This window comes from Natrinema sp. CGMCC1.2065 (genome assembly GCF_051225675.1).
GTDB lineage: Archaea > Halobacteriota > Halobacteria > Halobacteriales > Natrialbaceae > Natrinema > Natrinema thermotolerans.
Genome location: NZ_JBPJSJ010000001.1, coordinates 429585 through 445239, shown reverse-complemented (window position 1 = coordinate 445239; position 15655 = coordinate 429585). Strand labels below are relative to the sequence as shown.

Below are 15655 nucleotides of genomic sequence, written 5' to 3'. Positions count from 1 at the left end.
CAAGCAGGGCTACCCGGCCGGGCGAACCTGACCGGAGCGAACGATCACACTCGAGAGTAGCCGGTTCTCAGTTATATTCCTTGTGGGTCGTGTGATCCGGTATCACGATACTGGCGAGAGGGGCGCTCGAGGCGGCGATCATGGATCGATTGACCGTACCACACGGGGTTCGATTGAAAAGCCTTAATACTGTAACCGGGAAATGAAGAGTTGCGAGCCCGGGTGGTGTAGTGGCCCATCATACAACCCTGTCACGGTTGTGACGCGGGTTCAAATCCCGCCTCGGGCGCTTTTCCGATCTCAACGTCCACGAGCGGTCAGCTTACTGGCCGCGAGTAGTCCGGGATCGGAACAGCGGTATTCGGGCGTTTTTCATGAACTAACCGACAGCAATGTGTAGCGCTACGTATCACGCAAAGACGACCCCGACGCCGTAAGCGGAGAACGTCGCGATGGAGGATCACAACGAGACGGGTCAACGGATCGAACGCTCACTCGAGTAACTGCACCGTGACACAGTTGCCACCGGCAGACACATTATATAGACGACACGGTACGCTGTTACGGGACCCGCGAGAATAACGTGTCAGTCAGTATCAAAAACGGTCGGGGAACAAAACCCTTAATACTCCGACGGCGAAACGAAGAGTTGCGAGCCCGGGTGGTGTAGTGGCCCATCATACAACCCTGTCACGGTTGTGACGCGGGTTCAAATCCCGCCTCGGGCGCTTTTCCAATCTCAACGTCCACGAGCGGTCAGCTTACTGGCCGCGAGGAAGGTGTCCCGTCCGATCGTTTTTCTGCCAACGGACGGCGAATCGCAGCATGCGAAACTCGAAAGCGATCGGTAACGAGACCGAAGCGAGGGCCATCGCGACGCTCGTCGCCCACGGGTACAGCGTCTCGATTCCGTTCGGCGATAACGATAAGTACGACCTCATCGCCGACGACGGCTCCGAACTCACGCGGATTCAGTGTAAGACCGGCTGGTCGAACAAGCCGGAAACGCTGCGATTCAACACGCACTCCCAGACGACGCGGGACGGACAGTACCACGAGACGACGTATCACGATTCGGTCGACGCGTTCCTCGTCTATTATCCCGGGACCGAACGATTCTACTGCATCGACGCGGCCGAAGCGACGGCACAGAAGATGGAGCTGCGGTTCGACGGCGAGATCGATCACCCTGCGATCAACTGGGCTTCGGAGTACGAGTTCGATGGGCGGCTGCCGTGACTCCCGCGACCGATGCGGACACTAGATAATTCGAGTCGGCCCGAACGGAATGCTAATCATTTAGTCCCCGCTCACCAATACGTCGGAAAACGAGGAGTAGCGTCCAAGGCAATGACGAACCCGATCACCGTACTCATCGTCGATACCGAACCCGGATTCGCGGACCTCACCGGCGAGATGCTCGAGCGCGAACGCGAGTCGATCGTCGCCGAGGCGGCGACGAACGGCCGGGAGGCGCTGGCAGTCATCGAGCGGCAGGACGTCGACTGTATCGTCAGCGACTACGAGATGCCGGAGATGACCGGCCTCGAGCTGTTGGAGCGGGTCCGCGAGGACGATCCGGATCTCCCCTTTATTCTCTTTACGGGGCGGGGATCGGAGGAGATCGCCAGCGAGGCGATCGCGGCGGGGGTCACACAGTACCGCCAGAAAGAGTCGGGCACGAAGCAGTATGCCCTGCTGGCCAACCAGATCACGAACGCCGTCGCCCAGTACCGTACCGAGACGGAACTCCGGGAGAGCGAGCGCCGGTACGAGCGAACGCTGACGACGCTTCACGAGACGACGCGGGACCTGATGCGCGCGGAAACCAAAGACGAGATCTATCGGTCGGCGGTCGAGACGGCCGACGAGATCCTCGAGGTAGCCGTCGCCGCGGCCTACGCGTTCGAGCCGACCGCGGGCGTTCTCGAACACGCAGCATCGACGGGGCAGTCACTGGAGTTGGGCGATCCCGAGACGCGCTTTGAGCGGGGCGAGGGGCTCGTCTGGGACGTGTTCTCCGAAGGGGAAAGTGCCTGTTACACGGACGTCACTCGCGGAGACGGCATCGAGGCGGTGAGTCGGTGCGAGGCGATCGTACCGCTTGGAACCCACGGCGTGTTAGTCGCGGGAACGGAGGGGACTGGCGGATTCGACGAGACGATGACGGAGCTGTTGCACATCCTGGGGGCCAACACGGAGGCCGCACTGGATCGCGCCGAGCGCGAGCAGTTGCTTCGGGATCACGACCGGACGTTGACCCAGCAAAACGAGGAGCTGACCCGACTCAATCACACGAACGAGATCGTCCGGGAGATCAATCACGGGATCGCACAGGCGTCGACGCGGGACGAAATCGAAGTGACCGTCTGCGATCGACTCGCCGAGACGGACCGGTATCGCTTCGCCTGGATCGCCGCGAGCGACGACGACCCGCCCGTCCCGGCTGCCTGGGCCGGTATCGACGCCGCCTACATCGACCGGATCCGTGACGACGGGGAGCGTGCGCCCGAGATCGGACTGGTCCGGGAGACGCTCGAGGGCGACGGCGTCCGAACGGTCCGGGACGTCCTCGAGGCCGACGGGTGGCAGTCGCGGCGCAAGGAGGCGCTAACCTACGGCTATCAGACTGTACTCGGCGTACCGTTGGTCGCCGACGAGCGCCGATACGGGGCCCTGGTGGTCCACGTCGCGGGGGCCGACTCGGTCGGCGAGAGCGAGCGCGAAGTCCTCGCCGAACTCGGGGAGACGATCGGCCACGCGATCCGGTCGGTCGAACGGACCCGCGCGATGGTGACCGACAGCCGTCTCGAACTCGAACTCACGGTCGGTGACTCGCGGTTGTTGCTCAACCGCCTCTCCGATCACGCCGCGAACGCGGGACCGATCAGGCTCGAGGGCGTGGTCGATCGGGGTGAGGACGGCGTCGTGCTGTTCGTCAGCGTGCCGGCGACGGCGTCGCTGACTGACCTCGAGGCCGACTGGGCGTCGATCGAGACGCTGTCGATCGTCTCCGAGGGCGACGACGAACGGCTGTTCGAACTCACCGTCACGTCGACGCCGTTTCTCGACGTCTTGCGGACCTACGACGTCCAGATACGGATGGCGACGGCCGAGGACGGGACGGCGACGGTCGTCCTCGAGGTGCCACAGGGGGTCGAAACCCGGTCGCTGGTCGAGGCGATCGGGGAGACGTATCCCGAGACGGAGCTGGTGGCCAAACGCGAGCGGACGGGGACGATATCGGCGCGACAGCTCGATACGCATCTGGCCGAGCGACTCACCGACAAACAGTTCGAAGCGCTGCAGGCGGCCCACTACAGCGGGTTCTTCGAGTGGCCGCGCGAGAGTACCGGCGAGGAGCTGGCGGACGCACTGGACGTGTCGCCGCCGACCTACCACTACCACCTCCGGGCGGCCGAACGAAAGCTCGTTTCGTTGGCGTTCGACGGGAGTTCTACCTGACTATAGTAGCCGCTGAAAGTCATTGCACACCAGATCGCACGACAGCGTTGCGATCAGTGTGTAACCCGTTTCAGCGGCTACTATAGTATCCGTTCGGTGTCGACACCGAAGAATTAGTGACTATACTTACGTAATCTCGGGTCGTCTCGACGACCGGCGATCCGCAATCGATTGTCGCCACCCCCAATCCCCCCACCCTTTCGCCGAACTCGCGCTCGAGAGAGACCGCTGGTTCTCGCCATTCGTGCCGACGATCGAGTCGGATGGACGCCCGAACCCGACGGTGGATAGTAGCTGCCAGTAGTTATTGTCTAATACGGTACTAACTGATTAGTATCGATGCTTCAGTAGCACTAATAGATTAGAAGCCATTCTTAACCCCAACCGGCACGTATCCGTAAGTGGCGATACGAGACAGACTGTCGCCACCCCCCACCCCCTTTCCCCCTTCCCCACCCCCTTTCCCGACACGACCCGTTCAGCGACAGCGACGTCGGACGGCATCAGTGGCGAAACCGACCGGCAAAACGGTGCGACTGGCCGTGCGCTATCGTAGCCACTGAAACGATTCACACACTGATCGCGACGCTGTCGTGCGATCAGGTGTACAATGACGTTCAGTGGCCACTATAGGACAACGACGTCAACGGGACGTTCGTCGCCGGGACTGCCCGTCGCCTGCGTCCTCCCACTCGATCCAGTCGTGTTCCCAGCCCCGGCGGGATTCGGCGCGTCGTTGGGCGCGCTCGCGGTCCTCGCGAGTCGTCCGGTTGCGCTCGACCGCGCCGGACTGCTCGCCCTCAACGAGAAGCGGGTCGAACGAAACCGGGTCGAACCGGTCGACCGTGCCGTCGCTCGAGACGGCCTCGAGACGCTGTCGCTGAGTGCCACGGGGGAAGACGAGCCGGCCGCGGTCGGTCAACTGCGAGAGCAGCGCGCGGGGCGGATCGACCGCGGCCGCTTCGAGCAGGATGCGGTCGAAGGGCGCGTACTCGGGGAGGCCGTCCGCGCCGTCGCGGCGGTCGACGAGGACGCCCTCGTAGCCCGCTTCAGCGAGGTTGCCTCGAGCCGCGACGACTAACGGGCGGGAGATATCGACGGCGTGGACGTTCGTCGCGCCGACGATCTCGGCCGTCACGGCGGCGGTGTAGCCGACGCCGGCACCGACGATCAACACCGTCTGGTCGCGCTCGAGCGCCAGTGCTTGCAGCAGGCGGGCGACGGTGCTGGGGGCGAGGACGCGCGTCCCCAACGCCTCGTGGTCGCGGTCGGCGTAGGCCGTCCGCTCGTCGTCGACGAAGGCGTGACGCGGGACGTCGCGCATCGCGACGGCCACGTCCTCATCGCTCAGTACGTCCCTGGGCGGGGACTCGAGGCCGTCGACCATGTCCTCGCGCAGTACCGCGGGGTCCATACGTCAGCTATCGGGGCGGCGGTTATGAATGGCGCGCTTGCGGGGAGACGCCGTCACACGGTTATCGTAGCCACTGCAACGATTGACACGCTGATCGCAACGCTGGCGTGCGATCGGGCGTGCAGTGACTTTCAGTGGCTACTATCGCCCCGCATCTCGACGAACCGGACGCCGCCGCGTTCGGTCCGCTCGAGCGAGCCGTCCGGGCGTTTCGTCGCGTCGACGAGCGTCTGGCGGCCGGTGCCGACAGGGGCGAGCAGCTGTCCGCCGGGCCGGACCTGTTCGACGCCCGGGGCCGGGAACTCGGCGGTCGCGCAGGTGAAGTAGACGGCGTCGTAGGGCGCGTGGTCGGGCCAGCCCTCGCGGCCGTCGCCGACCCGGACCGAGACGCCGTCGTAGCCCAGATCGGTGAGTCGCTCGCGGGCTCGGTTAGCCAGTTCGGCGCTGTACTCGACGCTGTAGACGCGCTCGTCGCCCACCAGTTCGGCCGTGACGGCCGCGTGGTAGCCACAGCCGGTGCCGATCTCGAGGACCGCGTCGCCGGGCTCGACCGCGAGCAGGTCGGCCATGATCGCGACCATGTGCGGCGCGCTGATCGTCTGCCCGTCGCCGATCGGGAGCGGTCGGTCGGCGTAGGCGCCGTCCCGGCGGTCCGGCGGGACGAACTCGTGGCGCGGGACCGCCTCGAGGGCCGCGAGGACACGGTTGTCGTCGACGCGAGCCGCGACGGTCTCGACCATCCGCTGGCGGGCGGCCTCGTCGCTGTCGGACATAGTCGAGGGTACGGACTCGGACGCCGTATGCGGTCGGGTAGCAGGTCCCGGCACCGACCGGAGCAGCGGCTGACGGGATTGGGTACGACTCTCGAGGCAGAACCCGTCGGTCGGTACCAGTGGGGAGACCGACACGAACCGGACGGTTCGTGATGTCGTCCGACTACCAGGCCGACCAGGCGCTGCTTTGCTCGTCGTAGGCGTAGACGCGCTTGATGTCCTTCGCGAAGCCGGTGTCGCCCGGTTCCTCGAAGCGGTCTCGGCGGTAGCCCTCGGCGTCGCCGCGGACGACGAAGGCGTCGATCTCGAACTCGTCGTCGCCGAACGAGTCGACCGCGCCGACCTCGAACTCGTAGTCGCCGGGCACCTGGACCGTAATGGAGCGGCTGTCGTCTTTCGAGCCGTCCTGCGGGTGGACGGTGACGTTGACCGCCACGTTGTCGACCTCGCGGGTCCAGACGGTCTCGACCTCGTCCGCGGGGGCCTCCTCGACTCGCTTGTGGCCCTCGAGTTCGACGCTCGTGACGCGAACCGTCGAGAGGACTTCCTCGGTCTCCAAGATGAACTCGTCGCCGACCTCGATCGACTCGTCTTCGGGCGCGGTGACGTTCGCAGTAAAGGACTCGCCGCCCTGGGAGACGACGACGTCTATCGTGACCTCGCGCTCGCTGTCGGGCTGGACCTTGTGGACGTGACTGCACTCGCTGCAACGAACGGTGTAGGTGCCGCCGCCTTCCGTCAGTACCTCATGGACCGTCTCGAGGTCCGGCGAACAGGAGGGACAGGGCGTCGGAACCCGATCCGGTGTCTCGCTCATAGGCTGTCTAGACGCTACGCACTGAAAAGGCGATTGAACCCGTCGCGCCCGTTCGAACGGCGGTCGTCAGTTGTCCTGGATCGCGTCGATGACCATCGCCGCGGCCACGATCGGCTCTTTCGGGACGGAACTGGCGTCGTCGATGGAGATCTCGTACCGGTCACGGAGCCCGAGTTGGCCGTCGATCGAGCCGACGTGAGCGCCCGACTGGTCGGTGATTTCGTACTTGTGCGGGATCAGCTCGCCGAACGGAACGACGTTCCGGACCAGCGTCACCATCGCGCCGCGGGAAGCGATGGCGGCCAGTTTCTCTTCAGTGGTCGCGTCGCGGATCGTCCACGTGTCCTGCAACAGCGAGTAGTCGTTGTCCAGAACCACGAGGTCCTCGCCGGTCCGGGCGTCGGTGAGGACGTAGTTGCCCGCGACGTCGAGGATCCCGCCGGCTTTCACGGTGAAGACCTCGTTGCCCTCGCCGTCGACGAAGGGGAACTCCTCTTTCATCTTCAGCATCTTCTGCTTCCCCTTGAGAACGGTGTTACCGTCGCTATCGAGGGCTCTGTACTTGTTCCGGACGAGTCCCTGCTCGACCGTGTAGCGGTCGTCGGTCAGTTCGAGACCCCGAATGTCGTACGCTCGAGAATCGCTCATGATTGGGGCCACACGGCACCATCACTTGAATCCACTATATTCGCACACTTCCGGCACGCATCGAAGCCGGTCAGGCGTCGGTCGGCGTCGGCAGATCGATGGAGTCGCCGTCGGCGTAGACGGTCGGCTCGCGGAGGATGCCGTCGAGGTGGATCGGCGCGTCCGTGTCGCCGCCGATCCCCGCGTCGTCGCCGATCGCGATGTGGACGGTCCCGCCCGCCTTCTCGTCCAGCAGGACCGAGCCGACGAGTTCGGTGACCGCGACGTTCGTCCCGATGCCCAGCTCCGCGAGGTTGTACGCGGCGTCGCCGACGTCTTCAGCGGCCGTTTCGACCGTCTCGCGGATCTCGTCGTCCGAGATGCTAGTAACGAGGCCGTCCTCGACCTCGAAGGTGAGCCGCTGGCCGTCCGCGAGCAGCCCGTGGGGCCGCATCGTCCCGTCGACGACGAAGGTGCCGTCGGCGGTCTCGGGGCTGATGAACACCTCGCCCGCGGGCAGGTTCGACATCTCGCCGGACTCGTGGACGATGCCGGTGTCCGAGAGCCACCGCCGCCCGGCGACGCCGAAGGTGATGTCGGTCCCAGCTTCGGTCGTGACCCGGATCTCGTCGGCGTCGGCGACCTGCTCGCGGACCGACTCGCAATGGGCCGCGATCGACTCGTAATCAGCCTCGAGTCCCGTCGTGAACACGTCCTCGGTGATCCCCGGCAGGGTGGCGACCCGTGCCCCGGCCTCGTTGGCCTCGGTCCGGGCGCGGGTGTGACTCAGGCTCTTCGTCGTCGGTGCCAGAACCACGTCGGCCCCGGCCATCGCCGCCGCGACGGGCTCGGGCGGCTCGCTGCCGTGCGTGTCGCCCGGCGGATACCTGACGATCACGGCGTCGTCGGTGATCTCGGAGGCGACCTCGTAGAGCGCCTCGCCGATCCGCTCGCGCTTGTCGTCGGTGACGATCGCACACGACTCCGCCGCGTCGAGAGCCAGACATTGACGGACGGCCGTCTCCGCCGCCGATCGAAGTGCTGCCATACACTACCCTGGGGTAAGCGGGCCGATATGTCTTGCCCTCGGCCCGTCGCCGGCATGCAATCGTCCGGTCCCGACACGGTAGGTCGGCGGCTCGAGCGCGCCGTCCGAGCGCCGAGATCGGCCTCGAGAGGGATCGAAAACTCCGATCCGAGTAAACGTCGACTGTGACGGCTCGAAACGATTATCCCGCTCGGTGGTCCACTCCCGAGCATATGCAACAGGTCGCGATCAACGGCTACGGCACGATCGGCAAACGCGTCGCGGACGCGGTCCGACAGCAGCCCGATATGGAGGTACTGGGCGTCGCGAAGACCCGCCCTAACTTCGAGGCCGAGACGGCGGTCGAGAAGGGGTTCCCGCTGTACGCGGCCGTCGAGGAGCGTGAACACCTGTTCGACGAGGCCGGCCTCGAGATCGCCGGTCCCGTCGAGGACCTCGTGGCCGAGGCCGACGTCGTCGTCGACGCCACGCCCTCCGGTATTGGGGCCCAAAACAAGGACCTCTACGAGGAGTACGACACGCCGGCGCTCTATCAGGGCGGCGAGGACGCGGACCTCGTCGAGACGAGCTTCAACGCGCGCTCGAACTTCGAGGACGCCGTCGATGCCGACCACGTCCGCGTCGTCTCCTGTAACACGACCGGTCTCTCGCGGGTCATCGCTCCGCTGCGCGAGGAATACGGCGTCGAGAAGGTCCGCGCGACGCTGGTTCGGCGCGGCGGCGATCCCGGCCAGACCTCGCGGGGTCCGATCAACGACATCCTGCCGAACCCGGTCACCATTCCGTCCCACCACGGTCCCGACGTCGAGACGATCTTCGACGATCTGGACATCGACACGCTCGGGATGAAGGTGCCCGCGACGCTGATGCACATGCACAGTCTCAACGTCACCCTCGAGGAGGCGGTCGACGCCGCCGAGGTCCGCGAGCTGCTGGCCGACGAGTCGCGCCTGTTCCTGATCCCCGAGCGGATGGACATCGACGGGAGCGGCAAACTCAAGGAGTACGCGATGGACGCGGGTCGCCCGCGCGGCGACATCTGGGAGAACTGCATCTGGGAGGAGTCGATCTCGACCGTCGGCGACGACCTCTATCTCTTCCAGGGGATCCACCAGGAGAGCGACGTCGTCCCCGAGAACGTCGACGCGATCCGTGCCGTGACCGGCAGCGCCGACGCCGCCGAGAGCATCGCAACGACCAACGAGACGCTCGGTATTGGACTATAGACGCGAGAAACGCCGGTTCTCGGGACGGGTTTCGAGGACCGCTCGAGGCCTCGAGAACACCGGGGGCGACATCGGGCCGGGTACCGGCGATCGAACCCGGCCACCGATCCTATAGCGACGACAGAAAGTTTTTGCCACGCGGTCCCCTAGACCGCCACATGCGCCGAGACGACCGCGACGAACCCTTCGACGACCTGTTTCGCGAGATCGAGCGGATGATGAACGAGATGATGAACGGCGCGGACGCTAACGTCGATTTCGACTCCTCGAGCGACGTCGAGAACGGCTTCGGTATGGACACCCACGTCGACATCCACGAGACCGACGACGAGGTCCGGGTCGTCGCCGACCTCCCCGGCGTCGAGAAGGACAACATCGAACTCGAGTGTGACGGGACGACCCTGACTATCTCCGCGGAAAGCGACCACCGCCAGTACGACGAGCGCGTCTCCCTGCCGTCGCCCGTGAACGAACACACCGCCTCGGCGACCTACAACAACGGCGTCCTCGAGGTCGTCTTCGAGCAGGCCGAACAGTCCTCGGACATCAGTCTCGAGTAGTCGGGCAGTCGCGGTCGACCCCTCGTTTTCCGTCTCGTCATTGGGCGTTCGGAGCTGGTTCTATGGCTAACTGATTGTGGAGTTCACGGGCAAGACGGGCGGATCGGCGGGATCTAATGGAAATGGAACGATCCCTTTTGACACGGTTGGGGCAGAAAGCGTCCTGCTATCGTGGCAATACTGAATGGCCACGCCCTCCCCAGCCGATTTCTACTCACGGGCACGAAGTGCCCGTTCGTATGGTTCGCGGAACCGTCGGTTCCGCGCTAACGCTCAGTCACTTCGTTCCCTCGCTCATCCCTCGCACAGTGTCCTCGACTGCCTTCACTATCGTTCAGGCAGTCGACAGCGCGCGCCACCGCATCTCCATCCGTATGCGTACGTGGAAGCGCAGCATTTCAGGCCGCGTTTCGAACGACCAGTCGGCGCTCCGACGACCGTCACTCCGCAGCCGTGCGGATCGCAGCCGCGAGCCGGTCGTAGAAGTCCGGCTCGTACTTCGTCTCGGCGTCGATCGTCGGTCGGGCGTTCGTTTCGTTGACTACCAGCCGGTCATCGGTCTCGAGCAGATCGACACCCAGAAACGGAATCTCGAGTTCGGCGGCGACGGATTCGGCGAGGGCGCGCCACTCCGCGGGGAGATCGACGCCGGTGGCCTCGGCCCCGCGGTGGACGTTGTGTTTCCACTGGCCCTCCTGCATCGCGTCGTCGGGTAGTCGCCGCTCGACCGCGCCGACGTACTCGCCCTCGAGGACCATGACGCGGTAGTCCGTCGCGTTCGGGAGGTACTCCTGAACGAGAAAGGAGCGGTCGCCGGTCGCCCGGTAGTCGTGGACCAGCGAGAGGTAGTCACAGATCCCCAGGAAGGAATCGAGGTCGTGGGCTTTCGCCACGCCAGTCCCCCGCGTCGTCGAGTTGGGCTTGACGACCACCGGCGGCTCGAAGCGGTCGAAGACCGCCGCCAGTTCGTCCTCGCTCACGTCGTTCGAGACGTAGACCGACCGCGGCGCCGGGAGGTCTGCCCGCTCGAGGCGGGCCAGCACCTCGGCTTTGTTCCGCGAGGTCAGCACGGCGTCGTGGTCGTTGAGCCACGGGATCTCGAGCAGGGCGTCGGCGACCCCGCCCTCCATGAGCCGGCCGGGGTAGACGAAGCCGACGTCGTAGTCGCCGGCCGCCCACGGCGCGTCGTCCCCCAGCGGGATCACGCGCTCGCTCGCGGGCACGTGATGAACCCGTATCCCCCGCTCGGCCAGCGGCTCTCGCATCCGCCCGAACGTCTCCTGGTCGTTCGCGACCGCGAGATCGATCATACGTGGGACTCGGGGCGAGGGAGGCAAAAAACTGCTCGAGGCGGCGATCCGGAATCAAACCGCAGTGGCCGGGAGTGCGTCTCGAGCGACTGCGAGAGACGCACAACCCGGGGGAGGGCAGGCGCTCACCGGTACCGACCGCGAGTGAGCGAAGCGAACGAGCGGGCCGACGACCGATGTGAACGAGCGACTATCAGGAGCGAGTGAACGGAGGGAGGAGTGCTTTTAATCGAATTTTTGCCGAGGGCGCGGCTTCGCCGCGCCCGCAGAGCAAAACTTCGTTTTACGCGATCAGCTGCTCTTCGCCGCGCTCGACGACGACGCGACACGGCGGCGAGATCTTGTTGTAGGAGCGCCGCAGGGCGTCCTTGGCGAACTCGGCGTCGTCGACGTCACACCAGATGGTGAAGATGCGCTCGTCGGCGTCGATGCGAGCGGCGGTGCCGACGATCTTCCCGAAGGCCTGGCGCATCCCGTCGGAGACACGGTCTGCCCCCGCGCCCGTCGCCTGCTTGTTCTCCCGGATGACGTGGTGGGGGAACTTGCGCAGGACCATCTTGTAGTTGTTCTCGCCGGCGTTTTTCAGCATGTGACGGTTCGCCGAGAGGCGCGAGGCCTCGAGGCTCCCGTGGCGGATCTGGACCTCTTCTTCCGTGATGAGGCTGATCTGGACGGGGTAGTCCTCAGCGTTTGCCTGGGCGTCGCCCATCTTGTGCTGTGCGATCTTCGAACCCGGGATGCCGGTAATGTATTCGCGGCGCGTGTAGGCCGGCTTACTGATCTCCCGGTACATGGAGGCAGGTTTGTCGGACATGGTGGTTACTTACGAAAACGGAAGCCCACCGAGCGGATAAAGGCTTCGAAGCGCCGCGTCCGTCGCTGTCGGGAAGTTACGACCAACAGTATTCAACCGCCGACGATGGCATAGACGGGGTTCCAACGCAGTCTTTAATCATCTGACCGTAATAGTATGCATAGATGGTAAAGAGTACCCGTCACGCGAAATACGAACTCTACTACCACATAGTGTTCGTGCCGAAGTATCGGCGTTCGCACCTGACGGAGAAGACGAAGGAACGTCTCGAAACCATCTTCGCGGAAATCTGTGACGACAAAGACCTCGAACTGGCCGAGTCCGAGGTCATGCCTGACCACGTACACCTGTTCATCGGGAGTCCACCGAAGAACGCCCCGTCACTCATCGTCAACTGGGTGAAGGGCATCTCCGCCCGCAAGTACAATCAGCGGTACGATGACCGCGTGAAGTGGACTCGTTCGTACTACGTCGGAACAGCGGGAAGCGCCTCGAAGGGCGCTGTCGAACAGTACATCGCTGAACAGGAAGGTGACGGCGAATGAAGCGCGTCAACACCTTCGAGGTGGTTCCACAGACCGAGAACGACAAAGAGTGCCTCCTACGGCTACTTGACGCCTCCGCCTCTCTGTGGAACGAGTTGACCTACGAACGTCGTCAGAACTACTTCGGTGACGGCGACGTGTGGGACACTTCCGAGTATCGAGGGCGCTACAACGGCGTCGTCGGAAGCGCGACCGTCCAACAGGTCACGCGCAAGAACAGCGAAGCGTGGCGGTCGTTCTTCGCCCTCAAAGAGAAAGGCGAGGACGCCAACCCACCGTCGTACTGGGGCAACGAGGAAGACGGACGCGAACTCCGTACCTACATCCGCAACAACCAGTACACGATTGAGTGGGGCGATCGTAGCCGTCTCGAAATTCCTGTCGGGCAAGAACTGAAAGACGAATACGGACTCGGCTACCACGAACGACTCCGCCTCGAAGTCCGAGGCAACCCGAAGTGGAACGGCGAACAGGGTCGTCTGGAACTCGAGTACGACGGGGTTAGCGACACGTTCAGGGCTTTTCAACCAGTCACTGTCCCTGATTCTCGACTGGATTCACCACTGGCTTCCGAAGAAGCCGCCCTCGATGTTGGCGCGAACAATCTCGTCGCGTGTTCCACAACTACTGGTACCCAGTACCTCTACGACGGTCGTGAGTTGTTCGGACGGTTCCGCGAGACGACCAACGAAATTGCCCGCCTACAGTCGAAACTCCGAGAGGGACGCTACAGTTCCAAGCGGATTCGACGGCTGTACCGACAGCGGACGAAGCGCCGTGACCACGCGCAGAACGCGCTAGTGCGTGACCTCGTTGAACGGTTGTACGACGAGGGCGTGGCGACGGTGTACGTGGGCGATTTGACCGACGTGCTGGAAACACATTGGTCGGACAGGGTGAACGAGAAGACGCACAACTTCTGGGCGTTCAAGAAGTTCATCCACCGTCTCGCGTGTGTCTGTGTGGAGTACGGCATCTCTCTCGAAGTCGAGTCGGAAGCATGGACGAGTCAGACGTGTCCTGAGTGTGGCGACCACGAGGAGACGGTTCGCCACGAGGATACGCTGTCGTGTCCGTGTGGGTTCGAGGGGCACGCCGACCTCACAGCGTCAGAGACGTTCCTTCGAGAAAACAGCGATTGCGAAGTCAGGCCGATGGCACGGCCCGTGCGATTCGAGTGGGACGACCACGACTGGTCGGGGAAACCATACCCTCATGAAGGTCCCAAAGAAGTGCGCACGAACCCGCAAGTTGCCTCCGTGGGTCGGTAGCCGAACCCCCAACGGAGGAATCCTCGCGCTTTAGCGCGGGGAGGATGTCAAGCCGTGATCGGGTCGGTCGCGGCGGCCGCGGTCACGTAGCCGGCCTCGGTTTCCTCGAGCAGCCCCCGGCTCGAGAGCGAGCCGACGACGCTCAGAATCGCCAGTTTTCGGAGGCCAAGCGCCTGCTGTAGGTCGGTCGCGGTCGCTTCGCCGGCCGCCTCGAGGTAGAGGTAGACCAGTTTCGACTGGGCGGACTCGAGTTCGGCCGGTAGCTCGTCGACGCGCGGTGAGTGGGTGGTCGTTTCCATCAGTGTACGAACACGAAACCACGAACTCGCATATAACGCTATGGGAGGCATAGTATCGAGACGCTAGGTAGTATTATTGCAATTATATGTCCCGATAGCCTGCTCGAGCGGTCGAACCGCTCGAGCGCCGCGCGGCTTCGACCGCAAACGTCGAGTCGTCGGCGCGCTTAAGGGTCCGCCGCCGAAAGAAACGACTATGAGAAGTTTCCGGATCGGCTCGCTGTTCGGGATCCCGATCAAGCTCGATCTCACGTTCTTGCTCGTGTTGCCGCTGTTTGCGTACCTGATCGGCACACGGATCGAACCCGTCGCCGAGATCCTCAACGAGGTGCTGGGAGCCGGGATCAACATCGGGGCCATCACCGGCGGGCCGATTCCGTGGCTCCTCGGGCTGACAGCCGCTGTCGGCCTGTTCGTCGGCGTCGTCCTTCACGAGCTGGGCCACTCGCTGACCGCCCAGCGGTACGGGTTCCCCATCGATTCGATCACGCTCTGGCTGTTCGGCGGTATCGCCTCGTTCTCGGAGATGCCCGAAGACTGGCGACAGGAACTGAACATCGCCATCGCTGGGCCGATCGTCAGCGTCCTCGTCGGCATCGGCTCCTACGGTCTCTTCGTCCTCACGCCCGAAGTCCTCGGCGGAGCATCGCCGGGACTGCTTAGCGGGACGCGGTTCGTCCTCGGCTATCTCGCGATTCTGAACGTCGCGCTCGCCGTCTTCAACATGCTCCCCGCGTTCCCGATGGACGGCGGCCGCGTGCTGCGCGCGCTGCTGGCCCGGGGCCGCCCCTACGCGCAGGCGACCCAACAGGCCGCGAGCGTCGGGAAGCTGTTCGCGGTCTTCATGGGCCTGTTTGGACTGTTCGCACTGAACATCATCCTCATCGGCGTCGCCTTCTTCGTCTTCATCGCCGCCTCGAGCGAGGCCCAGCAGGTGACGATGAAGGCGGCCTTTCAGGACGTCACCGTCGGCGACATCATGACGCCGGTCGAGGACCTCCACACGGTCGAACCCGACACGACGGTCGCGGTGCTGATCGAACGGATGTTCCGGGAGCGACACACCGGCTACCCGGTCGTCGAACGCAGTGCGACCGGCGAGGGCCTCGTCGGGCTCGTGACCCTGTCCGACGCCCGCGAGATTGATCAGGTCGAACGGGAGGCCTACACCGTCGCGGACGTGATGACGACCGACCTGCAGACGATCACGCCGGACTCGAACGCGATGACCGCAATCGAACGGATGCAGGAACACGGGATCGGCCGACTCCTCGTCGTCGAGACCCCCGACGCGGGCGGGTCGTTCGGCGAAGCCCGACCCGAAGACGGCGACCTCGTCGGGCTGATCTCGCGCAGCGACGTGATGACCGCCCTCGATATCGTCCAGCAAAGCGGTTCGATCGCGCCCTCGAGCCGGCCCCGAACCGCGGACTGAGCGCCCCCAGTGTGAGCAACGATATCGGCCGTATCGGCCGGTTCGAGTGCC

General features: G+C 64.4%; 15 protein-coding genes and 2 tRNA genes. 9 read left to right on the top strand and 8 right to left on the bottom strand.

The window, feature by feature from the left end:
* Nucleotides 1-216: 216 nt before the first annotated feature.
* The 4 genes from ACSBP4_RS02240 to ACSBP4_RS02225 all read left to right on the top strand — a co-directional run bounded on the left by ACSBP4_RS02240 (nt 217) and on the right by ACSBP4_RS02225 (nt 3465).
* Nucleotides 217-289 (top strand) — tRNA-Asp (locus ACSBP4_RS02240).
* 366 nt (nt 290-655) lie between these two features.
* Nucleotides 656-728: transfer RNA gene (locus tag ACSBP4_RS02235), tRNA-Asp, on the top strand.
* A gap of 97 nt (nt 729-825) precedes the next feature.
* Complete coding sequence (locus ACSBP4_RS02230) at nt 826-1239, top strand: group I intron-associated PD-(D/E)XK endonuclease (RefSeq protein WP_435551252.1); 414 nt, start codon at nt 826-828, stop codon at nt 1237-1239.
* A gap of 111 nt (nt 1240-1350) precedes the next feature.
* Complete coding sequence (locus ACSBP4_RS02225) at nt 1351-3465, top strand: bacterio-opsin activator domain-containing protein (protein ID WP_435551251.1); 2115 nt, start codon at nt 1351-1353, stop codon at nt 3463-3465.
* Nucleotides 3466-4108: 643 nt separating this feature from the next.
* Here the strand turns inward: ACSBP4_RS02225 and ACSBP4_RS02220 are convergent.
* The 5 genes from ACSBP4_RS02220 to ACSBP4_RS02200 form a co-directional block, all read right to left on the bottom strand.
* Nucleotides 4109-4879: a protein-L-isoaspartate O-methyltransferase family protein gene (locus ACSBP4_RS02220; protein WP_435551250.1), complete on the bottom strand. Its 771-nt coding sequence runs from the start codon at nt 4877-4879 to the stop codon at nt 4109-4111.
* A gap of 131 nt (nt 4880-5010) precedes the next feature.
* Nucleotides 5011-5652, bottom strand: coding sequence for a protein-L-isoaspartate(D-aspartate) O-methyltransferase (locus tag ACSBP4_RS02215; RefSeq protein ID WP_435551249.1), 642 nt, complete (start codon nt 5650-5652; stop codon nt 5011-5013).
* A gap of 163 nt (nt 5653-5815) precedes the next feature.
* Nucleotides 5816-6469 (bottom strand): HVO_0476 family zinc finger protein, encoded by a 654-nt coding sequence (locus ACSBP4_RS02210; RefSeq protein WP_435551248.1) that lies wholly within the window; start codon nt 6467-6469, stop codon nt 5816-5818.
* Nucleotides 6470-6535: 66 nt separating this feature from the next.
* Nucleotides 6536-7117, bottom strand: coding sequence for an LURP-one-related/scramblase family protein (locus ACSBP4_RS02205; protein ID WP_435551247.1), 582 nt, complete (start codon nt 7115-7117; stop codon nt 6536-6538).
* Nucleotides 7118-7187: 70 nt separating this feature from the next.
* Nucleotides 7188-8144 carry an aminopeptidase gene (locus ACSBP4_RS02200; RefSeq protein WP_435551246.1) on the bottom strand — a complete coding sequence of 319 codons (957 nt, stop codon included), beginning with the start codon at nt 8142-8144 and terminating at the stop codon, nt 7188-7190.
* A 212-nt stretch (nt 8145-8356) separates the two neighbouring features.
* Here ACSBP4_RS02200 and ACSBP4_RS02195 point away from each other — a divergent pair, with 212 nt between their 5' ends.
* Together ACSBP4_RS02195 and ACSBP4_RS02190 are read left to right on the top strand one after the other, a co-directional pair.
* Nucleotides 8357-9370, top strand: a complete 1014-nt coding sequence (locus ACSBP4_RS02195) for a type II glyceraldehyde-3-phosphate dehydrogenase (protein ID WP_435551245.1) — start codon at nt 8357-8359, stop codon at nt 9368-9370.
* A 158-nt stretch (nt 9371-9528) separates the two neighbouring features.
* Nucleotides 9529-9930, top strand: coding sequence for an Hsp20/alpha crystallin family protein (locus ACSBP4_RS02190; protein WP_435551244.1), 402 nt, complete (start codon nt 9529-9531; stop codon nt 9928-9930).
* A gap of 440 nt (nt 9931-10370) precedes the next feature.
* On the opposite strand, the gene ACSBP4_RS02185 is transcribed toward ACSBP4_RS02190, so the two are convergent.
* Together ACSBP4_RS02185 and ACSBP4_RS02180 are read right to left on the bottom strand one after the other, a co-directional pair.
* Entirely contained in the window at nt 10371-11240 is an 870-nt protein-coding gene (locus tag ACSBP4_RS02185; protein WP_435551243.1) for an ATP-grasp domain-containing protein, read from the bottom strand.
* 283 nt (nt 11241-11523) lie between these two features.
* Nucleotides 11524-12054, bottom strand: a complete 531-nt coding sequence (locus ACSBP4_RS02180; RefSeq protein WP_435551242.1) for a 50S ribosomal protein L16 — start codon at nt 12052-12054, stop codon at nt 11524-11526.
* A 164-nt stretch (nt 12055-12218) separates the two neighbouring features.
* Here ACSBP4_RS02180 and tnpA point away from each other — a divergent pair, with 164 nt between their 5' ends.
* Entirely contained in the window at nt 12219-12599 is a 381-nt protein-coding gene (gene tnpA / locus ACSBP4_RS02175) for an IS200/IS605 family transposase (RefSeq protein WP_006649773.1), read from the top strand.
* Entirely contained in the window at nt 12596-13870 is a 1275-nt protein-coding gene (locus ACSBP4_RS02170; RefSeq protein WP_049965440.1) for an RNA-guided endonuclease InsQ/TnpB family protein, read from the top strand. The genes tnpA and ACSBP4_RS02170 overlap by 4 nt, the downstream gene beginning before the upstream one ends.
* Nucleotides 13871-13917: 47 nt before the next feature.
* On the opposite strand, the gene ACSBP4_RS02165 is transcribed toward ACSBP4_RS02170, so the two are convergent.
* Nucleotides 13918-14169 (bottom strand): hypothetical protein, encoded by a 252-nt coding sequence (locus ACSBP4_RS02165; protein ID WP_049965439.1) that lies wholly within the window; start codon nt 14167-14169, stop codon nt 13918-13920.
* A 196-nt stretch (nt 14170-14365) separates the two neighbouring features.
* Between ACSBP4_RS02165 and ACSBP4_RS02160 the strand changes: the two genes are divergently transcribed.
* Entirely contained in the window at nt 14366-15604 is a 1239-nt protein-coding gene (locus tag ACSBP4_RS02160; protein WP_435551241.1) for a CBS domain-containing protein, read from the top strand.
* The last annotated feature ends 51 nt before the right edge of the window (nt 15605-15655 follow it).

What these genes read in the sequence shown, in the direction of transcription:
- ACSBP4_RS02230 (WP_435551252.1), top strand. Translation starts at nt 826, where the DNA reads ATGCGAAACTCGAAAGCGATCGGTAACGAGACCGAAGCGAGGGCCATC.
- ACSBP4_RS02225 (WP_435551251.1), top strand. Translation starts at nt 1,351, where the DNA reads ATGACGAACCCGATCACCGTACTCATCGTCGATACCGAACCCGGATTC.
- ACSBP4_RS02220 (WP_435551250.1), bottom strand. Translation starts at nt 4,879, where the DNA reads ATGGACCCCGCGGTACTGCGCGAGGACATGGTCGACGGCCTCGAGTCC.
- ACSBP4_RS02215 (WP_435551249.1), bottom strand. Translation starts at nt 5,652, where the DNA reads ATGTCCGACAGCGACGAGGCCGCCCGCCAGCGGATGGTCGAGACCGTC.
- ACSBP4_RS02210 (WP_435551248.1), bottom strand. Translation starts at nt 6,469, where the DNA reads ATGAGCGAGACACCGGATCGGGTTCCGACGCCCTGTCCCTCCTGTTCG.
- ACSBP4_RS02205 (WP_435551247.1), bottom strand. Translation starts at nt 7,117, where the DNA reads ATGAGCGATTCTCGAGCGTACGACATTCGGGGTCTCGAACTGACCGAC.
- ACSBP4_RS02200 (WP_435551246.1), bottom strand. Translation starts at nt 8,144, where the DNA reads ATGGCAGCACTTCGATCGGCGGCGGAGACGGCCGTCCGTCAATGTCTG.
- ACSBP4_RS02195 (WP_435551245.1), top strand. Translation starts at nt 8,357, where the DNA reads ATGCAACAGGTCGCGATCAACGGCTACGGCACGATCGGCAAACGCGTC.
- ACSBP4_RS02190 (WP_435551244.1), top strand. Translation starts at nt 9,529, where the DNA reads ATGCGCCGAGACGACCGCGACGAACCCTTCGACGACCTGTTTCGCGAG.
- ACSBP4_RS02185 (WP_435551243.1), bottom strand. Translation starts at nt 11,240, where the DNA reads ATGATCGATCTCGCGGTCGCGAACGACCAGGAGACGTTCGGGCGGATG.
- ACSBP4_RS02180 (WP_435551242.1), bottom strand. Translation starts at nt 12,054, where the DNA reads ATGTCCGACAAACCTGCCTCCATGTACCGGGAGATCAGTAAGCCGGCC.
- tnpA (WP_006649773.1), top strand. Translation starts at nt 12,219, where the DNA reads ATGGTAAAGAGTACCCGTCACGCGAAATACGAACTCTACTACCACATA.
- ACSBP4_RS02170 (WP_049965440.1), top strand. Translation starts at nt 12,596, where the DNA reads ATGAAGCGCGTCAACACCTTCGAGGTGGTTCCACAGACCGAGAACGAC.
- ACSBP4_RS02165 (WP_049965439.1), bottom strand. Translation starts at nt 14,169, where the DNA reads ATGGAAACGACCACCCACTCACCGCGCGTCGACGAGCTACCGGCCGAA.
- ACSBP4_RS02160 (WP_435551241.1), top strand. Translation starts at nt 14,366, where the DNA reads ATGAGAAGTTTCCGGATCGGCTCGCTGTTCGGGATCCCGATCAAGCTC.